The sequence below is a fragment of the Weissella uvarum genome (assembly GCF_016908785.1).
GTDB classification, from domain to species: Bacteria; Bacillota; Bacilli; order Lactobacillales; family Lactobacillaceae; genus Weissella; species Weissella uvarum.
The window spans coordinates 174,649-196,515 of record NZ_JAFBEO010000002.1 but is presented as its reverse complement, the minus strand read 5'-3'; the positions used below and the strand labels follow the sequence as shown (position 1 = coordinate 196,515).

Sequence of the window (21,867 nt, the reverse complement as noted above, 5' to 3'; positions counted from 1 at the left end):
TATGTTTTACTTTAAAAGACCAGTCCGATCCAGCAAACGCTTAATCCAATCGACTAAGACGCCGGCAAAGAAACCAATTGAGATGAGACGGACACTGAACAAGCCCACCAACATCATGAAGTTATAATGTAGGTAGCCATTACTGAACAAATCCCATGCAAAAGTGACAATGGTTGAAGTCACTACTGACAAAGCTAAGCCAGTTTTTCCCCAATTTTTATAGCCAGTGAAGGTGAAACCTAATTCGCTACCAAGGCCTTGAATGGCCCCGGCAAGAAGCGTTGAAACGCCCCAACTTGAGAAAAGAAGCATTTCGACCACTGAGGCTAAAATTTCACCTAAAAAGGTGGCACCAATTTTTTTGAGCACAACCCCAGCCATTGGACCGGCCATTAACCAAACGCCAATTGTGGCATCATTGGCGAACGGTTTAAGTGGGGTCGCGGCTAAGACATAGTACATATAACTCCAAAGTTGGTAAATGATACCAAAGAAAATAGCAATAATTGCTAAGAAAATAACATCGCGTAAGCTCCAATGAGCTTTTGATTGTTGCACTGTTTGCATGACAGGCAACCTCCTTCATAGTATTTTCGAATCAGACACAGTTTGGAGATAAAAAAAGAGCCGTAGCTAAACGCACACTAAAGGCAGGTTTAACTACGGCTTTTGTTTACACTTAATGAGTTACAGACAATATGCTGTAAACAAAACCAAGCTCCCTCCGCCAGTATTATCTGGATCAGGTTTGTGGGTATTATCTCAGCCTAATGGCACCCCAGCTGGTTGATTCGTTATTTTGATTATAGATGATTACGCAAGGGTTTGCAATTGTCCTCGGAAATCTGTCACATCAGTATAATTTTTCTTAGACATTTCGTCGGCTAGTTCTTGCTTTAAGCGACCAAATACCTGTGGTCCTTCTTGGTGGAGGGTCGTTCCAACACTAACAAGGTCAGCACCACATAAGATGAGATCATAAACATCGCGTCCGGTTTTAACACCACCAGTTCCAATAATCTTAATTTCAGGATTGAGGCGCTGTCGAAGGGCGCGGACATTCGCTAAGGCGGTTGGCTTAGCGATGGCTCCACCGATACCACCAAAGCCTCCCTTAGGAGCAATCATTGCTGTATCAGTTTCAGGATCGACCATCATTGCATTTCCAATTGAGTTAATGGTGTTAACAAAAGCAAGTGGGAATTGGTTCAAAATTTTAGCAATCATGTCAAAGTGAGCGATGTCAAAATAGGGTGGTAATTTAACGCCGAGTGGTTTGTCGAAGAAAGCAAAGGCTTCTTCTAAAATTTGTGCAGTTGTTTCAAAATCATAGCCAGTTTGTGGCTTACCTGGAACGTTAGGGCATGAAAGATTCAATTCAACTAGCCCGTTGAAATCGGATGCTTGGATTTCTTTTAGCATGTTAAGATTGTCAGCTTTGCTTAATCCGGCAATTGAAAGAAACAAAGGCTTTTCGCTTTGGTGCTTAATGGTATAGTCTAAATAATAGTCTAAACCAAGGTTAGGTAAGCCCATTGAATTGATTGAACCAAGCGGCATGTCAGCATAACGCACACCTGGATTACCGGCACGTTCAATTGGGGTAGCGCTTTTGGTCACAAGTGAGCCGGCTCCGTCGGCTTTTAAAATTTGATCAAGTTCTTCATCGGTTTGGCAATATACACCAGCGGCATTCAATAGAATGTCGTTAAAAGTGAAGTTGGCAATGCTCGCAGTCATTGATGTCATAATTAACTCCTTAATTTTACGTTTCAACAATATTTTACTTAATTTTACCAGTGTTAGGTTAAAAAATCTAGGATGATTTTACTTGCTTGAAAGTCCAAATTTTGTGGGGGGTGTGACTAATTTTATTGTGATTCAATCAATCCTACATAGCGAGTCCGCGGTAAATCTGCTAAAATGAATTTGTGAATATGTAACTGTTGGACGGCAAGTCCACATGATTATGGAGGGATGATTGTGCCATCTGAATTAAAATTATTTGGTTTATCAACAAATTATCAACTTGCTGAGCAAGTCGCAGCTAATTTGCATGTTGAACTAGGAAAAATTGAAGAAAATACCTTTGCAGATGGTGAAATCTATGAGCATATTTTAGAGAGTGTTCGTGGGGATGATATTTTTGTGATTTCACCCATTGCTTCTGAAGCTAACGATAGTTTTATGGAAATTATGATTGCAGTGGATGCGCTTCGCCGTAGTTCTGCTCGGACAATCAGTGTGGTTATCCCTTATTTTGGTTATGGTCGTGCTGACCGAAAGGCTAAGCCACGTGAACCAATTACGGCTAAATTATTAGCCTCATTGTTGGAAATGAATGGGGTTGACCGAGTCGTTACAATTGATTTGCATGCACCACAGATTCAAGGGTTCTTTGATATTCCAGTGGATCATCTATTAGCAGCACCATTGTTATCAGATTATTTTTTCAAAAATGATTTGACGGAAAATATGGTGGTTGTTTCACCAGACCATACGGGGGCTGGACGGGCTCGTAAATTTGCGGAATTGTTAGATGCGCCTTGGGGTGTGGTTAATGATGATGTTGCTAAAGATAATCCAGAATCACCTAACGCAATCATGGGTGAAGTTGCTGGGCGTCGAGCAATTGTGATTGATGACATCATTGATTCAGGACATCGGATGCAATTAACAGCTAAAGCCCTTAAGGCTAATGGAGCCACTGCCGTTTATCCGGTTGCGACGCACGCTGTTTTTGCAGATGAAGCTGGTCAACTATTGGCAAATGATGAGAACATTGATCATATCGTGGTCACAGATACTGTCCCAATTTCTGATGAGAATCGCTCAGACAAGTTAACGGTCCTATCGGTGGCGCCTTTGTTAGCCTTGGCAATTAAGCGGATTTATGAAAATGAACCTTTAGATAAGTTATTAAAGTCAGACAATAATCCAAACGTTAAATTATAAAAGTTAGATAAGAGAGGTATTAGTTATGGTATATGCGGCAGCAGAAGATCGTTATGAGAAATTGCCATACCGGCGTGTTTCAGATTCAGGTTTGATTTTGCCAGCTTTGTCATTTGGTCTATGGCGTAATTTAGGAGACCAAAAGCCTTTAGCCAATTCACGTGAAGTGATTTTGAAGGCCTTTGATAATGGTATTTTTTCTTTTGATAATGCATCAAACTATGGTCCGTCTAATGGAACGGCTGAAGAAACATTTGGTGCAGTTTATCAAAGTGATTTGAAGCCTTATCGAAATGAGTTAGTAATCACGACTAAAGCGGGTTATCATATGTGGCCTGGTCCACTTGGTGAGTTCTCAGGTCGTAAGACGCTTACAGCGGCATTAGATTTGTCATTGCAACGGATGCACTTAGATTATGTGGATATTTTCTATGCGCACCGTTGGGATCCTAATACTAACTTGCGTGAGACGGCTGAAGCGTTAGATTCATTGGTCCGCCAAGGTAAGGCATTGTATGTTGGGGTTTCAAACTTTACTGCTGAGCAAACGGCTGAAATTACAAAGATTTTTGAAGAATTGCATACGCCATTTGTGGCGCACCAAATGTCATATAATATGTTCAATCGTGAAGCGGAACAAGACCAAATGCTTGACATTTTGGATCAACACCATGCTGGCTTAATCGCCTACGGCCCTTTGGCGGAAGGTTTGTTGACTGATCGTTATCTTGATGGTTTCCCAACTGATTTGCCATTGCATCGCTCAAATTCATTTATTGCTGATGATCCTGATGGTACGGTTGCTAAGTTAAATGCTTTGAATGATTTGGCTAAGAATCGTAATCAAACTTTGGCGCAAATGGCTGAGGCATGGTTGTTACGTGATCATCGTGTGGCTTCAATTGTTATTGGGGCTTCATCAGTTGAGCATTTGTTAGATAATGTTAAAGTTGCTGGCAACATGGACTTTACAGCTGATGAATTAGCTGAAATTGATCGGATTCTTGCGAACAAACCAGAGTAATTTCTGTGAAAAATCAATAAAACTAATTTAAATAAAAAGCAGTCATGTCATTGATATGACTGCTTTTTTAATGATTTTACTTGATGATTCACCATGTTTTTGTATTCAATTTATTGTGGTGCTTGACATTATATTATTTGTTGTATAATATAATGCTATACAAGAAATAACATGAAAGGAGCACACTGATGGATATTCAAGTGCCCACAGTCATTTTAGATGGCATTGTGCTTTCAATTTTGGCTAAGGAAGATACATACGGCTATGTGATAACGAAAGCTGTTCAAGAAAAATTAAATGTTAGTGAATCAACGATGTATCCAGTGCTACGTCGATTGAAGAAAAATGCGTACTTAACAACTTATGATGAACCTTTTGAGGGGAGAATTCGGCGTTATTATCACGTTACTGATGAAGGACAACAACATTTAGCTGAAATTAGAACGGCTTGGGGAGAATTTGACGAAGCTGTGAATGCATTACTGGAGGAGGAATAAGATGTTTGAAGATTATTTTGCTGAAGTTAGGAATTATTTAAATGGCGTTCCGACGCGCGATCAAGATGAAATGATTCAATTTTATGAAGAGCAAGCAATGGATGCTGGTTGGACAGTCGATCAAATGGTTCAAAAATATGGGACACCAAAGCAATTGGCCCGCTCATTACGTTTGGAGTATGCCATGGATGTTGATGATGGTAATGTGACGACTGATACTGAGCAAAAGCCATCTAAGGGTAAGAATCGTAGTGAAATGATTTTACTCATTCTATTACTATTGCTTGCTAGTCCAGTATTATTCATACTTGCTTTGATTTTAATTCCAATTATCGGAAGCGTCTTATTTGGTTTTGTCATGATGGTCTTTGGCATTTACGCGACAGTGATTGGTTTGTTAGCTGGGGGCTTGTTGGCCGTATTTGCTGGCTTTACTTTGCTCTCAAGTTCAGTGCCAACGGGCTTATTCTTTATGGGGATGGGCTTGGTTGCGACTGGTTTAGCAGTTATCTTTGGACCAATCATCTGGAATATTACTAAGTGGCTATTTGAGAAATTTATCGACTTTATGAAGTGGATTGGTCGCAAGTTAGTTTCACATCGTCGTGATTCAAAAGTAAAGGAGGGGTAATCATGCGTTTAAAAGCACCACTAATTATTGGAAGTGTTCTTAGTCTTGCCGGAGCAGGCTTGATGTATTTTAACTTTGATAATGCAAATTTTAATTTGGCAGTTGATGGCCGTCGTTTAAAAACAGTTGATGTTCGGAAACAATCACAAACTTACAATCAAAATGATATTGAACGATTGAATTTGAACGTAAAAGATCAACAAATCAATGTGCGTGAGGGTGATTCAAATAAATGGATTGTTAAGACCATATCATATGATGGTAAGCAACCATCAGTTGAGTTAAAAAATAAACAATTAAATGTTACTGCAAATAATATGAATAATAATTTTGTGATGACAACTGGAAACGGGGAATTCCATTTTTCATCATCTTCATATGATGAAGGTACTGGCAATGCGATGACCATTATCGCACCAAAGGGTGTCAAGATTAAAAACATTAATGTCACTGGGGATGACGGTGGAATCGTGTTAGATAAATTGCATGCTGCCCAAACTAAAGTCAGTTTGACTGATGGTGGCGTTCGGATGTCTGACTTTACAGGCGGTAATTTTGACTATCATGGTGAAGATGGTCGTATCGCATTAGATGATGTTAATTTGAAGCGGATGAAGGTCGTTGGAAAAGACATGCACATTGAAGGATCAGGTTTGAAATTACAAATGGCTAGTCAAATTAAGTTAGCAGATGGTAATGTTCGTATTGATCGCATCAAGGTTCCGGGCTTTAACTTGCATACGGACAATGATATCTCATTCAATCAATCAGAGGATGATAAAAAGGATGGCTTCTATGTTAAGCGGAGTAAGAACGCCGTTAAACGTGGTAATCAGACCCAAGCTTTGACGATTAATGCTGAAGATGCCCATTTAACACTAAGTCAATATAAGGGCCTACCAGATGAGAATGATTATTCAGGCGATGATTACTCAGATGAAGATTCAGACGACACAACTGATGACACAACAGATTCAACTGAAAATTAAGTAAGAAACATCTTAGCGATCAGGCTAAGATGTTTTTTTGTAAATGACTGAAAGGGCTTAGCTTGCATAACGCTTAGCTATCGGCTAATCTGAGTAGTAAATAAAATTAAATGGATGTATTAAATGAAAAAATTAATCGGAATTGATTTAGATCATACGACTTTACGGGATGACGGTAAAGTTTCAAACTATACGAAAGAAGTTTTGCAAGCAGTCCAAGCCAATGGGCATATTGTTGCCATTATTACTGGGCGTTCACCACGAATTTCAACCCAAATTTATCAAGAAATTGGGTTAACATCACCTTTAGTTAATTTTAACGGAGGACTAGTGACATTACCAAACCAAGACTGGGATGGGGAATACTCATTTACCTTTAGTTCAGAGATTATTGTTGATGTTATTTTGCAAGTTGAGCGGTTTAAGATTCAGGGGATGGTGCTTGAGAATGAGCATGGGGCATGGGGACGTGCCCAACGATTGGCGCTCGAATCTGAAACAGCCCTTTTCTTCCCAATGAATATGCGTGAACGGCGGCTCTTAACGTTGGATAATCTACCAGAAACTATTAATGAAGCTTTGATTTACATTGACTCAAATCAGCAAGCAGATTTCATTGATTATATTAATCAAAGGTATGGACATGAAAATGTGGAAGCACGAGCATGGGGCGCTGGTTCACCAATTGTGTCAATTGGCGTGAATTTCGTGAATAAATATATGGGGCTAACTAGCTTGCAAAAGGCCTATGACATTGATGTTGATCACACATATGCCTTCGGGGATGAAATGAATGATTACGATATGCTGTATGGTGCGGCACATGGCATTATGATGGCAAATGGAAATGAAAAATTACGCCCCATTGCTAATGCTGTGACACGCAAAACAAATAACGAAGATGGGTTAGCTGATTATTTAGAAAATGTGTTAAAACTTGTTTGAAGATGTCGCAATAAATCCCTTAGTTTTACACGTGAGTTTGCCTCTCGCTTATGCTAAAATGTAAATTAACTATGTAACGAAGGGCGGTTGCGATAATGGATTTACCCGTAGCATTTGAAGAAAAATATCGCGAATTATTAGGCGAGGAAGCTGATGCTTTTTTTACCGCTTTGGCGGCAGAACCAGCTAAAGCTTTTCGCATCAATCCGCTCAAAGCAAATACATCATTAACTGATACGAAGGCTGAAGCGCCAATTCCGTGGAGCCGTTATGGTTATTATGGAGATGTTTATGGACATTCTGTTGATCATACGGACGGTCTTGTATATTCTCAAGAACCTTCAGCTCAATTAGTGGGTGAGCTAGCTGCCCCAAAGCCAGGCCAAAAAGTATTAGATTTGGCTGCAGCACCAGGTGGCAAATCAACGCATCTTGCCTCATTCATGCAACAATCAGGCTTGTTAGTGTCAAATGAAATCAATAAAAAGCGTGCAGGGATTCTCAGTGAAAATATGGAACGCTTTGGTGTTGCGAATAGTTTAGTGACTAATCATGATGCCACAAGTTTGGCCAAAAAATTTCCGGAATATTTTGATGTGATTGTGTTAGATGCTCCATGTTCAGGTGAAGGGATGTTCCGTAAAGATCCTGATGCCATGCAGTATTGGTCAGCCGATTATCCAGCGGAAAATGCAGCACGCCAAAAAGAAATTTTGACGGATACGGTTAAAATGCTTAAGCCTGGCGGAACTTTGGTTTATTCAACTTGTACTTTTGCACCAGAAGAAGATGAACAAGTTGTTGCCTGGCTCTTAGATAACTATCCAGAATTTTCGATTGATTCAGTTGAAAAAGCAGCTGGAGTGGATGATGGTCGTCCAGAATGGGCTGATGGAAATCCAGAACTCAAGAAAACAGTGCGCTTATTTCCACAACACGTGGCTGGAGAAGGGCACTTTATGGCTAAATTGCATAAAGCTGGTTCGCCAGATACAGCGACGGCAAAAGTACCTAAGTTAGCGCGAACCAATCTAACAGCTGAGCAACGTGATTTATGGGCACAATTTGCCCAAGAAAACTTGGTTGAGCCACTTGATCAGACGCTCTATGCCTTTGGTGACCAACTCTATGCTTTGCCAACTGATACCCCTGATTTAAAGGGCTTGCAAGTCTTACGGGCGGGGTTACATTTAGGAACCTTTAAAAAGAAACGCTTTGAGCCTAGTTTAGCCTTAGCATTAGCCCTACATCCAGGGGCTTTCCAGCAAACTTATGCAATGAGCATAGATGAGTGGAAACAATATGTACATGGTGATACATTTATGATTGAAAATGGCAGCACAAAGCCAAATGGTTGGTATGTCTTAACCATGGCCGGTAATGGGGTTGGCTTTGGCAAGCTAGTAAATGGGCAAATGAAGAATTTTTATCCAAAGGGCTTACGTTTTATAGCGCGGGAGCCTCAAACAGTAGAAGGAGTATGACAAACATGGCAATTGAAAAATTGAATCGCGATGCGGTCGAAAATGTGGCCAGCTTAGCAAAATTAGAATTAAGTGATGCAGAAGCTGACATGATGACAGATCAACTTGATAAGATTTTTGATCTCGTTAAAATGCTTGGTGAAGTTGATACAGAAGGGGTTGAACCAACATACACTCCAGTGCAAACACAAACAGTGTTGCGTGATGATGTGGCTGTGAATGCGCATGAGTCTGACGCTCTGTTGGCTAATGCGCCTGAAAGTGAAGCTAATTTGATTAAAGTACCAACTATTCTTGATGAAGGAGCGTAATGCAATGGATTTCTTAAAAACAGATTTAGCAACTTTGCACCAAAAATTAGTGAATCAAGAGTTGACGGTCACTGAATTAGTGGAAGCAACGTTAGAAAATATTGAAAAGTCTGATGAAAATTACGATGCCTTTATTACCATCATGCGTGAGGAAGCCCTTGCTGCAGCTAAGGAAATGGACGAAAAAGGGGTGCCGGCGGATCAAGTTTTGGCTGGAATTCCTTATGGAATTAAAGATAACATCGTGACCAAGGATGTCTTAACGACAGCTGCATCACGAATGCTCGAAAACTTTAAGCCAGTGTATGATGCAACAGTCATTGAAAAGTTGCGTGATGCGGGTGCAATCGGCGTTGGTAAGTTAAACATGGATGAATTTGCCATGGGTTCAACAACTGAAACGTCATACTTTAAGAAGACTAAGAATGCTTGGGACACTACCAAGGTACCAGGTGGTTCATCAGGTGGTTCTGCAGTTGCAGTTGCCAGTGGGCAAGTGCCTTATGCGCTTGGAACTGATACAGGTGGATCAGTGCGTCAACCAGCTGCCTTCAATGGTATCGTTGGAATGAAGCCATCATATGGTCGCATCTCACGTTGGGGTGTGATTGCTTTTGGATCTTCATTTGATCAGGTTGGTATTTTGTCACGTACTGTTAAAGACAATGCGTATGTTTTGAACCAATTGGCTGGTGTTGATGAAAAAGATCAAACTAGTTCACCTAAAGCTGTGCCTGATTTCACAGCAAATCTTAGTGAAGATTTGACAGGTGTAAAAATTGCGGTGCCACAAGAGTACTTTGGTCGTGGTGTAACAGAAGAAGTGAAAGCGACGATTGAAGCTGGCTTAGAAACGTTGAAGTCATTAGGAGCCACTGTTGAAGAAGTTTCATTACCACATACGAAGTATGGTGTTGGAGCTTATTATATTTTGGCTTCAGCTGAAGCTGCTTCAAATCTTCAACGTTTTGATGGTATTCGTTACGGATATCGTGCTGAGGACGCCAAGAATTTGGAAGAGCTGTATGTAAAGACACGTTCACAAGGTTTTGGGGAAGAAGTTAAGCGTCGGATTATGCTTGGAACTTATTCATTATCAGCTGGATCATACGACGCTTTCTTTAAGAAAGCAGCGCAAATCCGGACATTGATGATTCAAGACTTCCAGAAGGTGTTTGCTGACTATGACTTAATTGTTGCACCAACGGCACCAAATGTTGCCTATGGCTTTGGCGAAAATGCCGATGATCCTGAAATTACTTATATGAACGATGTTTTGACGATTCCAATGAACATGGCTGGCTTGCCAGGTATGTCAGTAAATGCGGGCTTCTCAAATGGGTTGCCAATTGGCATGCAATTTATCGGGGATCAATTCCAAGAAAGTAAGGTTTACCAAGCGGGTTATGCTTTCGAACAAGCAACTAAGTTGTATGAACAAACGCCAGGAGGTGCAAAGTAATGGCTGTACCAAATTTTGAAACGACTATTGGACTAGAAGTCCACGTTGAATTGAAAACAAATTCAAAGGCCATGTCACCATCACCAGTTGGTTACGGGGCTAAGCCAAATGAAAATACGAATGTCATCGACTGGGGCTACCCAGGTGTCTTGCCACAAGCTAATCATGGAGCGGTAGAATATGGTATGATGGCTGCAACAGCTTTGCATGCTCAGATTACTCGTGATTTGCATTGGGATCGTAAAAATTATTTTTATCCAGATAATCCAAAGGCTTATCAAATTACCCAACAAGAACGACCAATTGCAACAAACGGTTGGCTTGATGTTGAAGTCGATGGTCAAACAAAGCGGATCGGCATTACTGAAATGCACGTTGAAGAAGATGCTGGAAAGAATACCCACGGGAACAGTGGTTATTCTTATGTTGACTTGAATCGTCAAGGTACACCTTTGATTGAAATTGTTAGCGAACCTGATATGTCAACACCTGAAGAAGCGTATGCTTATCTTGAGGCTTTGCGTCAAGCTATCCAATTTACTGGTATTTCAGACGTGAAGATGCAAGAAGGATCAATGCGTGTCGATGCCAATATTTCAATTCGCCCGGTTGGTTCTAAGGAATACGGAACTAAGGTCGAATTGAAAAATTTGAATTCATTCAATTATGTCCGTAAGGGCTTGGCATTTGAAGAAGAACGTCAAGCTAAGATTTATCTTGCTGGTGGTCAAATCAAGCAACAAACGCGTCGCTTTGATGAAGCAACGGGTGAAACGGTGTTGATGCGTGAGAAAGAAACAGCTGATGATTATCGTTATTTCCCAGAACCAGATTTGACACCTTTGCATATTTCTGATGAATGGGTACAAGCTGTTGCTGATAAATTACCTGAATCGGCACCTGAGCGTCGCCAACATTATGTTGATGATCTTGGCTTGGAGCCATATGATGCGAAAGTTTTGACGCAAACTTTGGAAATGTCAGATTTCTTCGATGCAACGGTCAAAGAAGGTGCTAATCCTAAGCGAGCGGCCAACTACTTGATGGGTGATGTGAATGCTTACTTGAATGAAAAGCAAGTTGATTTGCAAGATACAGAATTGACACCAGCCCACTTGGCAGCAATGATTAAATTGATTGATGATGGTACAATTTCAACTAAGATGGCTAAAAAGGTCTTTACTGCGATTACAAAGGGTGAAGATCCTGTAGCGTTTGTTGAGGCCAATGGGCTTAAGCAAATGTCTGATCCAGCAGAATTGCAACCAATCATTGATGATATTTTGGATAAAAATGAACAATCAATTATTGATTTCCACAACGGTAAAGATCGTGCCGTTGGCTTCTTAGTCGGTCAAATTATGAAGGCAACTAAGGGAAGTGCTAATCCGAACGTGGTCAACGAATTGTTGATGAGTTCTTTGCAGGCACGTAAGCCAGAATAGCGTAAATGGTGGTCAAATATTGGACCACCAATACATAAAACAAAAACACTAACTTAAGGAGAAGACGCATGACTAAGAGAGCCCGTATTATTTATAATCCAACTTCAGGGCGTGAAGCGATTCGACGTGATTTAGTCGATATTTTAAATGTGTATGAACAAGCTGGTTATGAGACAAGTGCTTTTGCCACAACCCCAGAGGAAAACTCTGCACGGAATGAGGCGACACGGGCCGCGTTGGATGGGTTTGAGTTAATTGTTGCAGCCGGTGGTGATGGTACGATTAACGAAGTGGTCAATGGAATTGCTGGGTTAGAAAATCGTCCGGTCGTGGCGATTATTCCGGCTGGGACAACAAATGACTATGCTCGGGCTTTACACATTCCGCGCGATAATCCTTTGGAAGCGGCAAAAGTGATTTTGAAGAAAAAGGCAGCACGTATGGATATTGGTCAAGCCAATGATACCTATTTTGTCAATATTGCAGCTGGTGGATCTTTGTCACAATTAACCTATGCGGTCCCATCACGACTTAAGTCAATGTATGGTTATTTAGCTTATGTTGTTAAAGGGGCGGAAATGTTGCCACAAATTCGACCAATTAGTGTACGGATTGAATATGATGATGGTGTTTATGAAGGTAAAACTGCTTTGTTCTTGTTAGCCCTAACGAATTCAGTTGGTGGCTTTGAACAAATTGTGCCGGATGCTAAATTGGATGATGGTAAATTTACACTGTTAGTTTTAAAGACAAGTAAGCTGAATGAACTTATGGGGATTATGAGCGAAGTTTTGAAGGGTAAGCATGTGGATGATCCTAATATTTTGTATGTAAAGTCAAATCAAGTTAAAATTACGCCACAAGCGGATAATAAAAACCCGGTAATGATTAACCTCGATGGCGAATATGGTGGGGATGCACCCGTAAATTTTGTTAATCATCAAGAACACATCCGCATGGTTGCCAATGTCGATGATATGACCGACGATCAATTTATTGCGCCAAGTGTTGATTTATAAAATAATGCGTCCCGTTTTTATGCGGGACGTTTTTTAGTGGTTTATGTAAAAATCAAGAGAGAAGGAATAAGGCCATGCCAATTTCTGATATTTACCGACAAATTAATAAGCGGATTAGTGCCCATCGGGGGATTAGTGATGATGATCGGACTCGGACCAATGTTGTTCATGAAGTTTTGAATTGGATTGGTCAACCTGATAAAAAAGTCAACATTATTCATTTAGTAGGTACGAACGGAAAAGGTTCAATGGGGGCCATGCTCGCGGCCATTCTAAAAAAAACGCAGTATAAAGTGGGACATTTTACATCGCCAGTCATTCATGATGATTTAGACATGATTCGCCTCGACGGGCATTCCATTAAAGAAACCGATTTTATTGCTAGTTACCAGCGTATTTTGAAACAACTCGAACGGCATGGCGGTTCAGTTGCATCGTTGACTAAATTTGAGTGGTGGGTGTTAATTGCATTAGATTACTTTGGTCGAAATCACGTTGATTATGTTGTACTAGAAGCGGGTGAACACGGCCTGTCAGACCCAACGAATGCCATCGATAATCCTTTAGTTGTGGCCTTTACTCGGATTGCGCCTGACCTAATTGAACAAGATCGTGAAGATTTGGTTGAAATCACGCAAAAGAAGTCTGGAGCGATTAAACCAGGTGCAACAGTCGTCAGTTACCCGGGGCAAGACCATCGGGTTAATGTGTATCTTAAGGAGAAAACGGCTGAAAATGGTGCTGTATGGTATGAAAATAAGCCGAAAATTACATTGTTGAAGTCTTCTCCAGAAGGCCTTTATCTCAATGTCGATGATTTAAAGAATTTTAAATTATCTTTGACTGGTTCATATCAAATGCAAAATCTTTCGACGGTCCTACAAATTGTCGAAGTTTTGCGGAAAAAAGGCGCTTCAATTCGTGATGTTGATATGGTTGAGGCCTTATCACGTGTGAAAATTGAAGGCCGGATGGATTATGATCCAAAATTAAATATTTTATTCGATGGCGCACATAACCAAAATGGTATTTCTAATTTGATTGCCTCAATGATTGGTTGGCATTTAAAAGCTAAGCCAATTATGGTCTTAGGCTTTTTGCGCAGTACGAACTGGTATGAAATGCTGGATACTTTGTTGCCTTACACGAGTTCAGTTATTACGGTGACCCCTGACTCACCAGATGCGATGAATGCGGATGAGTTAGCAGCCAAAATTGTGATGATGAGCAATGTTAATGTTGAAGTTGCGGATGACCCAACGGCAGCCATTTCTTTGGCACGCCAAGCGCGTGAAGACACACAAGCTATGATTGTAGTAACGGGTTCGTTTTATACTTTAAAAGCCATTGAAGAAGGGAATATGTATGAATAAACCGATTGTCATTGCTTCAAATAATACGCATAAGACACAGGAAATTGCGGAATTTTTTGCTTTATTCAACCAGCCAGTCCTCAATTATCGAGAATTACATGCGCAGATTGATTTTCCGCCTGAAACAACAAATGATATGGCGGAAAATGTTAAAATAAAGGCGGAGACCATCCAACGCCTGTTACCAAATGAAATTATCCTAGCTGATGACTCAGCCTTATTTGTGCCAGCCTTACCGGATCATTTTGGTGTGACAACGATGCGAGAATTTAAAAAGCACGGTTTGAAGTCGGATGACGAAATTAATCAATACATCTTACAAAATGTGGCAACTGTTGCTGACCGCTCAGGATATCTGCAATCCGATTTTTATTTGATTTTACCGAATCAAAAAACATTTGCGATTCAAAAGACTGGTGGAGTTAAAATCGCGCAGACACCACGGGGGAAAAATGGCATCGATGCCATTATAGAAATTGAAACTGGCGCAACCTTAGGTGAATTGTCGGTAGCTGAACGTGTCGATTATGCAGCGCGGGGACGGGCAGCAAAGGAAATTATGAAAATATTAGCGGATCAATTAAAGGAGAAATAAGTGATGCCATTAAGTGGTGAACAAATTACAAATTACCTTGCCGATGAAAGTTTGGTGCTAGATGCGCCTGATTTTAAAGGTGAAATTCAACATCTAGCTTATAACTCACAAGATGTTGAACCGAATACCTTGTTTTTTATTAAGGGTAACTTTAAACCTGAATATTTAGAAGATGCCAAAACCAAGGGGGTTGTTGCTGTGGTGGCGCCCGTTGGTTTCAATGAAACGCTGGGATTACCAACCTGGGTTGTCGATGATGTAGCAGCTGCGATGAGTATTGTTAGTATGGCCTTTTATGATTTTCCACAAAATAAGTTGGCTTTGATTGGAATTACGGGTACTAAAGGTAAGACGTCAACGGCTTATATGGCCCATGAAATTTTGAATCAAGCGACTGATGGAAAGGCGGCACTTTCTTCAACATTGGCTGTCATTACGGGACAAGATCCGCAATATCATTATCGTGCTCATTTGACGACTCCCGAGTCGTTGGATTTATTCCGTTGGATGCATGAAGCGGTAGAGAATGGCATGACGCATATGGTGATGGAAGTGTCATCACAAGCGTATAAGAAGGAACGTGTTTACGGTTTGCGCTATGATGTCGGTGTCTTTTTGAATATTAGTGAGGATCACATTGGTCCAAATGAGCACCCTACGTTTGAAGACTATATTGAATGCAAAATGGAATTATTTGACCATTCTGATCAAATTGTGTTGAATGCTGACTCAGGACATTTCCCTGAGTTAATTGAACGGGCTGAATTGGCTGTGCCTAAGGATGGTTTGTGGCTTTATGCTAAAGAACATGCTGATGAAGATGATGATATGGGCGCTGATATTTCATATCGGACAATGTCAGAAGATTTGCAAGGCAGCCAGTTTGCACTAACACATCATGGTGCGCAAGCAGCTGAATTAGAGTTAGATGGGGAATATGCCCTAGATATGCCTGGTGACTTTAATCAAGGTAATGCAACTGCAGCAATGATGGCCACCCGTTTAGTGGGTGCCGATGCGACTTCAATGGTCAAGGGCTTACAAGAAGTCAAAGTACCTGGTCGCATGCAAGAACTAACTAGTCAAAAGCATGGTACGATTTATGTGGACTATGCGCATAATTATGCGTCAATCGCGGCTTTGTTGCAATTTGTTCGAGCTAATGAGCGCGTAGATAAGTTACGGATTGTCGTTGGTGCCCCAGGAAACAAGGGGGTTTCACGCCGGCCAGGCATTGGTGAAGCAATTAATGAAGGTGCCGATATTGCTTACTTGACGAGTGATGATCCGCAGTATGAGAATCCAGCTGATATTGTGGCCGAAATTAAGGCGCATGTTGATACGGATAAGGTCCAAGTCATCGAGGAATTGGATCGGACACAAGCTATTACTGATGCAATTACACATTCTGGGCCTGACGACGTGGTTGTTTTGGCTGGAAAAGGTTTGGATGAGTATCAAAAGATTGATGGTATTGATACACCTTATGAAAATGATTGGGCCATTGCAAATCGCGTTGTCAACGAGCTTGAAGCGGAGTAGCTCTAGAATTAACCGCTAATCTTTGTTATAATACAAGGGTTAATGCTTACACAAATAAGAGTTAAGAAAAGGGGTACGTAGCAATGGCTAAAGAACCTGTTGAAAATACATCAGAGTTTGATATTGGTGACTATGTTTCAGGAAAGAAATTTGCCAATTTTGAACATGATTTTAGTGGGATTATTGAAAAAATTTATGAGCACTCAGTCATGATTTTAATTACAGATTATGACCCTGAAGATACTGCCACGGTTAATGAATACAACCAACGCGCAGTTGTGCGTATGTCAGATGCTAAAATTTTGAAGAAGACGGACAACCCAGCACCACGTCCATCTGAACAAAAAGAAGATGAAGAGGATGAAGAAGTGCCGGAAGGTATTTTGGATGAAGAAGAAAAGGACGACGAGGAGGAATCATAATGGACTATAAGGCGCTCGTTGCAGAAACTTTGAATCCAGCTATCGATGAGCTTGATTTAGATGATATTCAAAATAAGATTGAAGTGCCAAAAGATGGTAGTAAAGGTGATTTTGCCTTTCCAACGTTTACCTTAGCTAAAACACGGCATCAAGCGCCAAACCAAATTGCTGCTGCAATCGCTGAAAACATCGATGATAGCCAGTTTGCATCTGTTGAAGTTGCCGGTCCATATATTAATTTCTTCTTGAAAAAGGACCAAGCTGGAAGTGACTTTTTGAAGGATGTGTTATCAAATCCTGAATACGGTCATAATACTGATGGTGAGGCAGGACACGTCACAATCGATATGTCATCACCTAACATTGCTAAGCCCATGTCAATGGGTCACTTGCGTTCAACCGTGATTGGTAATTCATTGGCTGAAATTGCCGATGCAAATGGTTATCAACCAATTAAAATTAATCACCTTGGTGATTGGGGGACGCAATTTGGTAAGTTGATTTCAGCTTATAAGCGCTGGGGTTCTGAAGACGAAGTTAAGGCAGATCCCATTAATACTTTGGTTAAGTATTACGTGCGTTTCCATGAAGAAGCTGAGAAAGATCCAAGCTTAAATGATGAAGGCCGTGCTTGGTTTAAAAAGCTTGAAGATGGAGATGAAGAAGCGACCCGTTTGTGGAAGTGGTTCCGTGAAGAGTCTTTGAAGGAATTTATGGATATTTATGACCAATTAGATATCCAATTTGATTCATTTAATGGTGAAGCCTTCTATAATGACAAGATGGACGAAGTCGTGGATATGCTGGAAGACAAAGACCTATTGGTTGAATCACAAGGGGCCGAAGTGGTTGACCTTGAAGACCAAGGCCTAAATGTTGCCATGATCAAGCGGACTGATGGTGCGACTTTGTACATGACTCGTGATTTGGCAGCGGCTATTTTCCGTAAGCGAAACTACAACTTTGTGAAGTCATTGTACGTGGTCGGGGCTGAACAAACAGAACACTTCAAGCAATTGAAGGCCATTTTGAAGAAGATGGGCTTTGAATGGGCTGATGATATTGAACATGTGCCATTTGGCTTAATTACAGTGAATGGAAAGAAGTTGTCAACGCGTTCAGGTCGGATTGTGCTGTTGCAAGATGTGCTAAATGACTCAGTTGAACTAGCACGCGAACAAATCGATGAAAAGAATCCTGATTTGCCAAACAAGGATGAAGTAGCGCATGAAGTTGGTGTTGGTGCGGTAGTCTTCCATGATTTGATGAATGAACGGGTTAAGAGCTTTGACTTTAAGCTTGAAGATGTCGTACGTTTTGAAGGTGATACTGGACCATACGTGCAATATACAAATGCGCGGGCACAATCACTATTGCGTAAGGCCGGTAACCCAACCATCGATATGAATCAATTGACGATTTCTGATGATGCGGTTTGGGATGTTGAGAAGCTTTTGGCTGATTTTCCAAATGTGCTTAAGCGCGCTTGGCGTGAATATGAGCCATCTGTTGTTGCAAAGTATGCCTTGAACTTAGCACGCGCTTTCAATAAGTACTATGCTAATTCAAAGATTTTGCAAGATGATGATGAATTGAATGCACGTTTGGCACTTGTGACGGCAGTTTCTCAAGTTTTGACAGAATCATTACGTTTGCTTGGCGTGAAAGCACCAGTTGAAATGTAAGCGTTACGAAAATGTGACTATTGTCAATTAAATGCGTATAATATGAATTGACCGGCTTCATTCTACTTTGGTAGAACGGTGTCGGCTTTTTTTATCAAGAAATGAATGTTGAGGAAAGATCTATGTCAACTAAAAAGCAAGATCGGCAACTCTTAATTTTAGATATTATTAACAGTCAGACGATTGATACGCAAGAAAAGCTGATGGCCGAGTTGAAGGCCCGTGGGGTAGATGTCACGCAAGCAACGGTTTCTCGTGATATAAATGAACTACAAATTGTTAGACAGATTGATAATAATGGTGTCAGCCGTTATCAGGCTTTAGAACCAATGGTGGTTGATGAATTGAGTCAACTGCGGTTAAGTGTTGAACAGCTAGTTGAATCGGTCACCCAGATTGAATTTATGGTTGTGATTAAGACATTGCCTGGTAATGGAAATCGTTTAGGGGCATTATTAGATGATGTTGGTTTCCCCGAAATTGCAGGCACATTAGCGGGTCATGATACAATTTTTATGATGACCCATAGTGATGAACAGGCCAAAAAAATGACAGCGATGCTGAAGAATTGGCTGTAGAAGGCGGATAAATAATGAAAAATTGGCTACAAAAAATGTGTGAACGCATCAAACCGGTTTGGGAGCGTTATCAAATCACACGTTGGTTAATCGTAATATTTTTGACACTCTTTTTTGTCATTAGTGTTCTAGGGACTTTTAACGCCAAAACAACCGACGTTAGTGATTTGAAGGCGCGATTACAAGACTCAACTACGATTTATGATCGCAAAGGCCATAAAGCGGGGGCAATTGCCGGAGAAAAAGGAACCTACGTGAAATATAATCAAATTTCACCAAATGTTAAAAATGCAATCATTGCGACGGAAGATCGGAATTTTTATCATGAGTATGGTTTCTCATTTAAAGGTACGTTACGCGGTGCGTTAACGACAATCTTTTACCGTTTAACTGGACGTAATGCTTCCGCTGGTGGTTCGACAATTACACAGCAATTGGTTAAGAATGCCTTCTTAACGCAGGATCAAACAATTACGCGTAAAGTGAAAGAATTATTCTTGTCAATCCAGGTTGAAAAAGAGTACACGAAAAATGACATCATTACGATGTACATGAATAATGCATATTTCGGCCGTGGAGCCTGGGGGGTCCAGGATGCTGCGAAAAAGTATTTTGGTGTAGATGCTAAGGATTTGACGGTGGATCAAGGAGCTATGTTAGCAGGTATGCTTCAATCACCAAGTGGTTATGATCCAATTTCGCAAAAAGAAAATGCAATGAATCGCCGTAACCAAGTTTTGCAAAATATGGTTAACGATAAAAAGTTGTCACAACAACAAGCGGACCAAGCTTCTCAAGCACCATTGGGGGCAAGTAATCATGAAATTCAGAATAACAATTACCGTTATCCATCATATTTCGATGCGGTGATTAATGAAGCCACTGGGAAGTATCATATTAAGGAAAGCAAGTTGCTGAATGATGGGTATAAGATTTATACCAGTCTTGATCAGGAAGATCAGCAAAATGTTCAAAATAATTTTGCTGACCCTAATTTGAATCCAGTTGGTGGCGATTCTCAAGCAGCGACTCTGGTGATGGATGCACGTACTGGTGGTGTTCGTGCGGTTGAAGGTGGTCGTGGTGAGCACGTTTTCCGTGGCTTTAACCGAGCGACTCAAATGTATCGCTCACCTGGTTCAACGATTAAGCCGATTGTTGATTATGGTCCGGCGCTATCGCGAGGCTTTTCATATGATTCGATGTTGAAAAACCAGGTAACAAGTTTTGGTACTGATCATTATGAACCACATAATGCCTTGAATTATACAAGTGGCGATGTGCCAATGTATAAAGCCATTGAAAATTCATACAATATCCCAGCGGTTTGGGTATTAGACCAAATTGGCACTCGTGTAGGATTCAATAGTGCCAAGAAGGCTGGTTTGCCAGTTGAAAAGTCTGACAATAATTTGTCACTTGGAATTGGTGGTATGAAGAAGGGGGTTTCCCCATTACAAATGACGCAAGCTTATACAAGTTTTGCTAATGATGGAAAAATGAGTGATGGTCACTTCATTACTAAGATTGTGGACGCCACTGGTAAGACAGTTGTCGATGCTAAACCAAAGCAAACTCGTCTATGGAGTCCAACGGTGGCCAAAGATATGACCCAGATGCTATTAGGTGTTTATACCAATGGAACTGGGGAGCCAGCGCAACCATCTGGGTACACCGTTGCTGGAAAGACTGGAACCACTGAAGTTTCTGGTAAGGAAGGATCAGCTAATAACGCGACCGATTCGTGGGCGATCGCTTATACACCTGATGTGGTTGTCACGACTTGGGTTGGTTATGATAAAACAGATGCTGAGCATACTTTGCCAATTTATTTGGCTCAGACAGCCGGACCATTGATGAAACAAACCTTAGAGCAAGTGCTTCCAAATACAAAGCATACTGCCTTCGGGGTTGAAAGTGTTCGTGACAAGCTTTCCGATAAGCAAACCAGCGAGCAGAGTAGTGAAGATGACTCGGATAGTGGTAATACGGATAGCCTGAAAAAGCAACTTCAAGAAGGGGCTCAGAAGACCTTACAAGGCTTTAATCGTGGGGTTCATAAAGTTTGGTCAGATATTGCCGGAGGCTTTTAAAAGCAATATCGATATGCCATAATGGACACATACACCAGAAAGGGGATTAGAATATGGTTAATATTTTTGATAATATCAATGCAGCTGCAAAGGACTTAGAGGAGACGCCTCAATATAAGAATTTGGCGGAAGCATTAAAGGCAGTTCGTGCAGACGAAAAGGCTAATGAAGTTTTTAATCGTTTCCAACAAACCCAAGTGAACATCAACCAAGCCATGCAAAATGGTGAAGAACCAACTGAGGATCAAATTCAAGCTTGGCAATCAGTTGCGCAAGAAGTTGAAGAATATGATGTCATCAAGCAATTGATGGAAACAGAACAAGCAATGAACCAATTGTTGATGCAAATCAACAATGCACTTACTAAGCCAATCGCTGATTTGTATGAATAAGCAAAGGCTAGTGTAGATGGAATTTCAGCACTTTTATTAAACTTTGCATAATACATGCATCATGTTATAATAATTGCTGTAACAACTAACTTTTTTGGAGGGACACAATATGTCATTAGAAGATCAAGCTAAGGGTGCTATGGACCAAGTTTCAGGTAAGGCTAAGGAAGTTATGGGAAGCGTAACTGGCGACAAGCAAACTGAAGCTGAAGGTAAAGCTGAAGGTTTGATGGGCAAGGCCAAGGAAGCATTCGGTAACGCTAAGGATGCTGCTGGTGATGCTTTTAATAACGCTAAGGATGCAGCTAGCGATGCTGTAGACAATGCTAAAGATAAGCTAAACTAATTGTAATTTAAGAAAAAGGAAAGCCCTTCGGCTTTCCTTTTTTTGTACAATCAACTTCGGTTAGACCCACAAACGGCAC

General features: G+C 40.8%; 22 protein-coding genes and 1 riboswitch. Of the genes, 20 read left to right on the top strand and 2 right to left on the bottom strand.

Annotated elements, in window-relative coordinates:
- Positions 1–6: 6 nt before the first annotated feature.
- Entirely contained in the window at positions 7–567 is a 561-nt protein-coding gene (locus tag JOC36_RS03490) for an ECF transporter S component (RefSeq protein ID WP_205145118.1), read from the bottom strand.
- A 135-nt stretch (positions 568–702) separates the two neighbouring features.
- Positions 703–791, bottom strand: a riboswitch (TPP riboswitch).
- Positions 792–813: 22 nt separating this feature from the next.
- A complete protein-coding gene (locus JOC36_RS03485) occupies positions 814–1,749 on the bottom strand; it encodes a dihydroorotate oxidase (protein WP_205145117.1) in 936 nt (311 codons plus the stop codon).
- A gap of 228 nt (positions 1,750–1,977) precedes the next feature.
- Here JOC36_RS03485 and JOC36_RS03480 point away from each other — a divergent pair, with 228 nt between their 5' ends.
- The 20 genes from JOC36_RS03480 to JOC36_RS03385 all read left to right on the top strand — a co-directional run bounded on the left by JOC36_RS03480 (position 1,978) and on the right by JOC36_RS03385 (position 21,788).
- Complete coding sequence (locus JOC36_RS03480) at positions 1,978–2,955, top strand: ribose-phosphate diphosphokinase (protein ID WP_205145116.1); 978 nt, start codon at positions 1,978–1,980, stop codon at positions 2,953–2,955.
- 25 nt (positions 2,956–2,980) lie between these two features.
- Positions 2,981–3,979, top strand: a complete 999-nt coding sequence (locus JOC36_RS03475) for an aldo/keto reductase (RefSeq protein WP_205145115.1) — start codon at positions 2,981–2,983, stop codon at positions 3,977–3,979.
- Positions 3,980–4,167: 188 nt separating this feature from the next.
- A complete protein-coding gene (locus tag JOC36_RS03470) occupies positions 4,168–4,476 on the top strand; it encodes a PadR family transcriptional regulator (RefSeq protein ID WP_205145114.1) in 309 nt (102 codons plus the stop codon).
- Position 4,477: 1 nt separating this feature from the next.
- Positions 4,478–5,107, top strand: a complete 630-nt coding sequence (locus tag JOC36_RS03465; RefSeq protein WP_205145113.1) for a DUF1700 domain-containing protein — start codon at positions 4,478–4,480, stop codon at positions 5,105–5,107.
- Positions 5,108–5,109: 2 nt separating this feature from the next.
- Positions 5,110–6,096 carry a DUF4097 family beta strand repeat-containing protein gene (locus tag JOC36_RS03460; RefSeq protein WP_205145112.1) on the top strand — a complete coding sequence of 329 codons (987 nt, stop codon included), beginning with the start codon at positions 5,110–5,112 and terminating at the stop codon, positions 6,094–6,096.
- Positions 6,097–6,219: 123 nt separating this feature from the next.
- Positions 6,220–7,041, top strand: coding sequence for a Cof-type HAD-IIB family hydrolase (locus JOC36_RS03455; RefSeq protein WP_205145111.1), 822 nt, complete (start codon positions 6,220–6,222; stop codon positions 7,039–7,041).
- Positions 7,042–7,136: 95 nt separating this feature from the next.
- Positions 7,137–8,525, top strand: a complete 1,389-nt coding sequence (locus JOC36_RS03450; protein WP_205145110.1) for an RsmF rRNA methyltransferase first C-terminal domain-containing protein — start codon at positions 7,137–7,139, stop codon at positions 8,523–8,525.
- Between the two features lie 5 nt (positions 8,526–8,530).
- The gene (gatC, locus tag JOC36_RS03445; protein ID WP_205145109.1) at positions 8,531–8,836 is read left to right on the top strand and encodes an Asp-tRNA(Asn)/Glu-tRNA(Gln) amidotransferase subunit GatC; all 306 of its coding nucleotides are present in this window, start codon (positions 8,531–8,533) and stop codon (positions 8,834–8,836) included.
- Between the two features lie 4 nt (positions 8,837–8,840).
- Complete coding sequence (gene gatA, locus JOC36_RS03440; RefSeq protein WP_205145108.1) at positions 8,841–10,298, top strand: Asp-tRNA(Asn)/Glu-tRNA(Gln) amidotransferase subunit GatA; 1,458 nt, start codon at positions 8,841–8,843, stop codon at positions 10,296–10,298.
- Entirely contained in the window at positions 10,298–11,743 is a 1,446-nt protein-coding gene (gatB, locus tag JOC36_RS03435) for an Asp-tRNA(Asn)/Glu-tRNA(Gln) amidotransferase subunit GatB (protein ID WP_205145107.1), read from the top strand. The genes gatA and gatB overlap by 1 nt, the downstream gene beginning before the upstream one ends.
- 68 nt (positions 11,744–11,811) lie before the next feature.
- Entirely contained in the window at positions 11,812–12,762 is a 951-nt protein-coding gene (locus JOC36_RS03430; protein ID WP_205145106.1) for a diacylglycerol kinase, read from the top strand.
- Between the two features lie 74 nt (positions 12,763–12,836).
- Positions 12,837–14,135, top strand: coding sequence for a bifunctional folylpolyglutamate synthase/dihydrofolate synthase (locus JOC36_RS03425; RefSeq protein WP_205145105.1), 1,299 nt, complete (start codon positions 12,837–12,839; stop codon positions 14,133–14,135).
- A complete protein-coding gene (locus JOC36_RS03420) occupies positions 14,128–14,730 on the top strand; it encodes a non-canonical purine NTP pyrophosphatase (RefSeq protein ID WP_205145104.1) in 603 nt (200 codons plus the stop codon). The genes JOC36_RS03425 and JOC36_RS03420 overlap by 8 nt, the downstream gene beginning before the upstream one ends.
- Before the next feature lie 3 nt (positions 14,731–14,733).
- Positions 14,734–16,272: a UDP-N-acetylmuramyl-tripeptide synthetase gene (gene murE / locus JOC36_RS03415; RefSeq protein WP_205145103.1), complete on the top strand. Its 1,539-nt coding sequence runs from the start codon at positions 14,734–14,736 to the stop codon at positions 16,270–16,272.
- Positions 16,273–16,355: 83 nt separating this feature from the next.
- Positions 16,356–16,694, top strand: coding sequence for a hypothetical protein (locus tag JOC36_RS03410; protein WP_205145102.1), 339 nt, complete (start codon positions 16,356–16,358; stop codon positions 16,692–16,694).
- A complete protein-coding gene (gene argS, locus JOC36_RS03405) occupies positions 16,694–18,379 on the top strand; it encodes an arginine--tRNA ligase (protein WP_205145101.1) in 1,686 nt (561 codons plus the stop codon). The genes JOC36_RS03410 and argS overlap by 1 nt, the downstream gene beginning before the upstream one ends.
- Positions 18,380–18,501: 122 nt before the next feature.
- A complete protein-coding gene (argR, locus tag JOC36_RS03400; protein ID WP_205145100.1) occupies positions 18,502–18,957 on the top strand; it encodes an arginine repressor in 456 nt (151 codons plus the stop codon).
- A 14-nt stretch (positions 18,958–18,971) separates the two neighbouring features.
- Entirely contained in the window at positions 18,972–21,050 is a 2,079-nt protein-coding gene (locus JOC36_RS03395; RefSeq protein WP_205145099.1) for a PBP1A family penicillin-binding protein, read from the top strand.
- Positions 21,051–21,103: 53 nt separating this feature from the next.
- Positions 21,104–21,442, top strand: coding sequence for a YlbF family regulator (locus JOC36_RS03390; RefSeq protein ID WP_205145098.1), 339 nt, complete (start codon positions 21,104–21,106; stop codon positions 21,440–21,442).
- Between the two features lie 109 nt (positions 21,443–21,551).
- Positions 21,552–21,788: a CsbD family protein gene (locus tag JOC36_RS03385; protein WP_205145097.1), complete on the top strand. Its 237-nt coding sequence runs from the start codon at positions 21,552–21,554 to the stop codon at positions 21,786–21,788.
- The last annotated feature ends 79 nt before the right edge of the window (positions 21,789–21,867 follow it).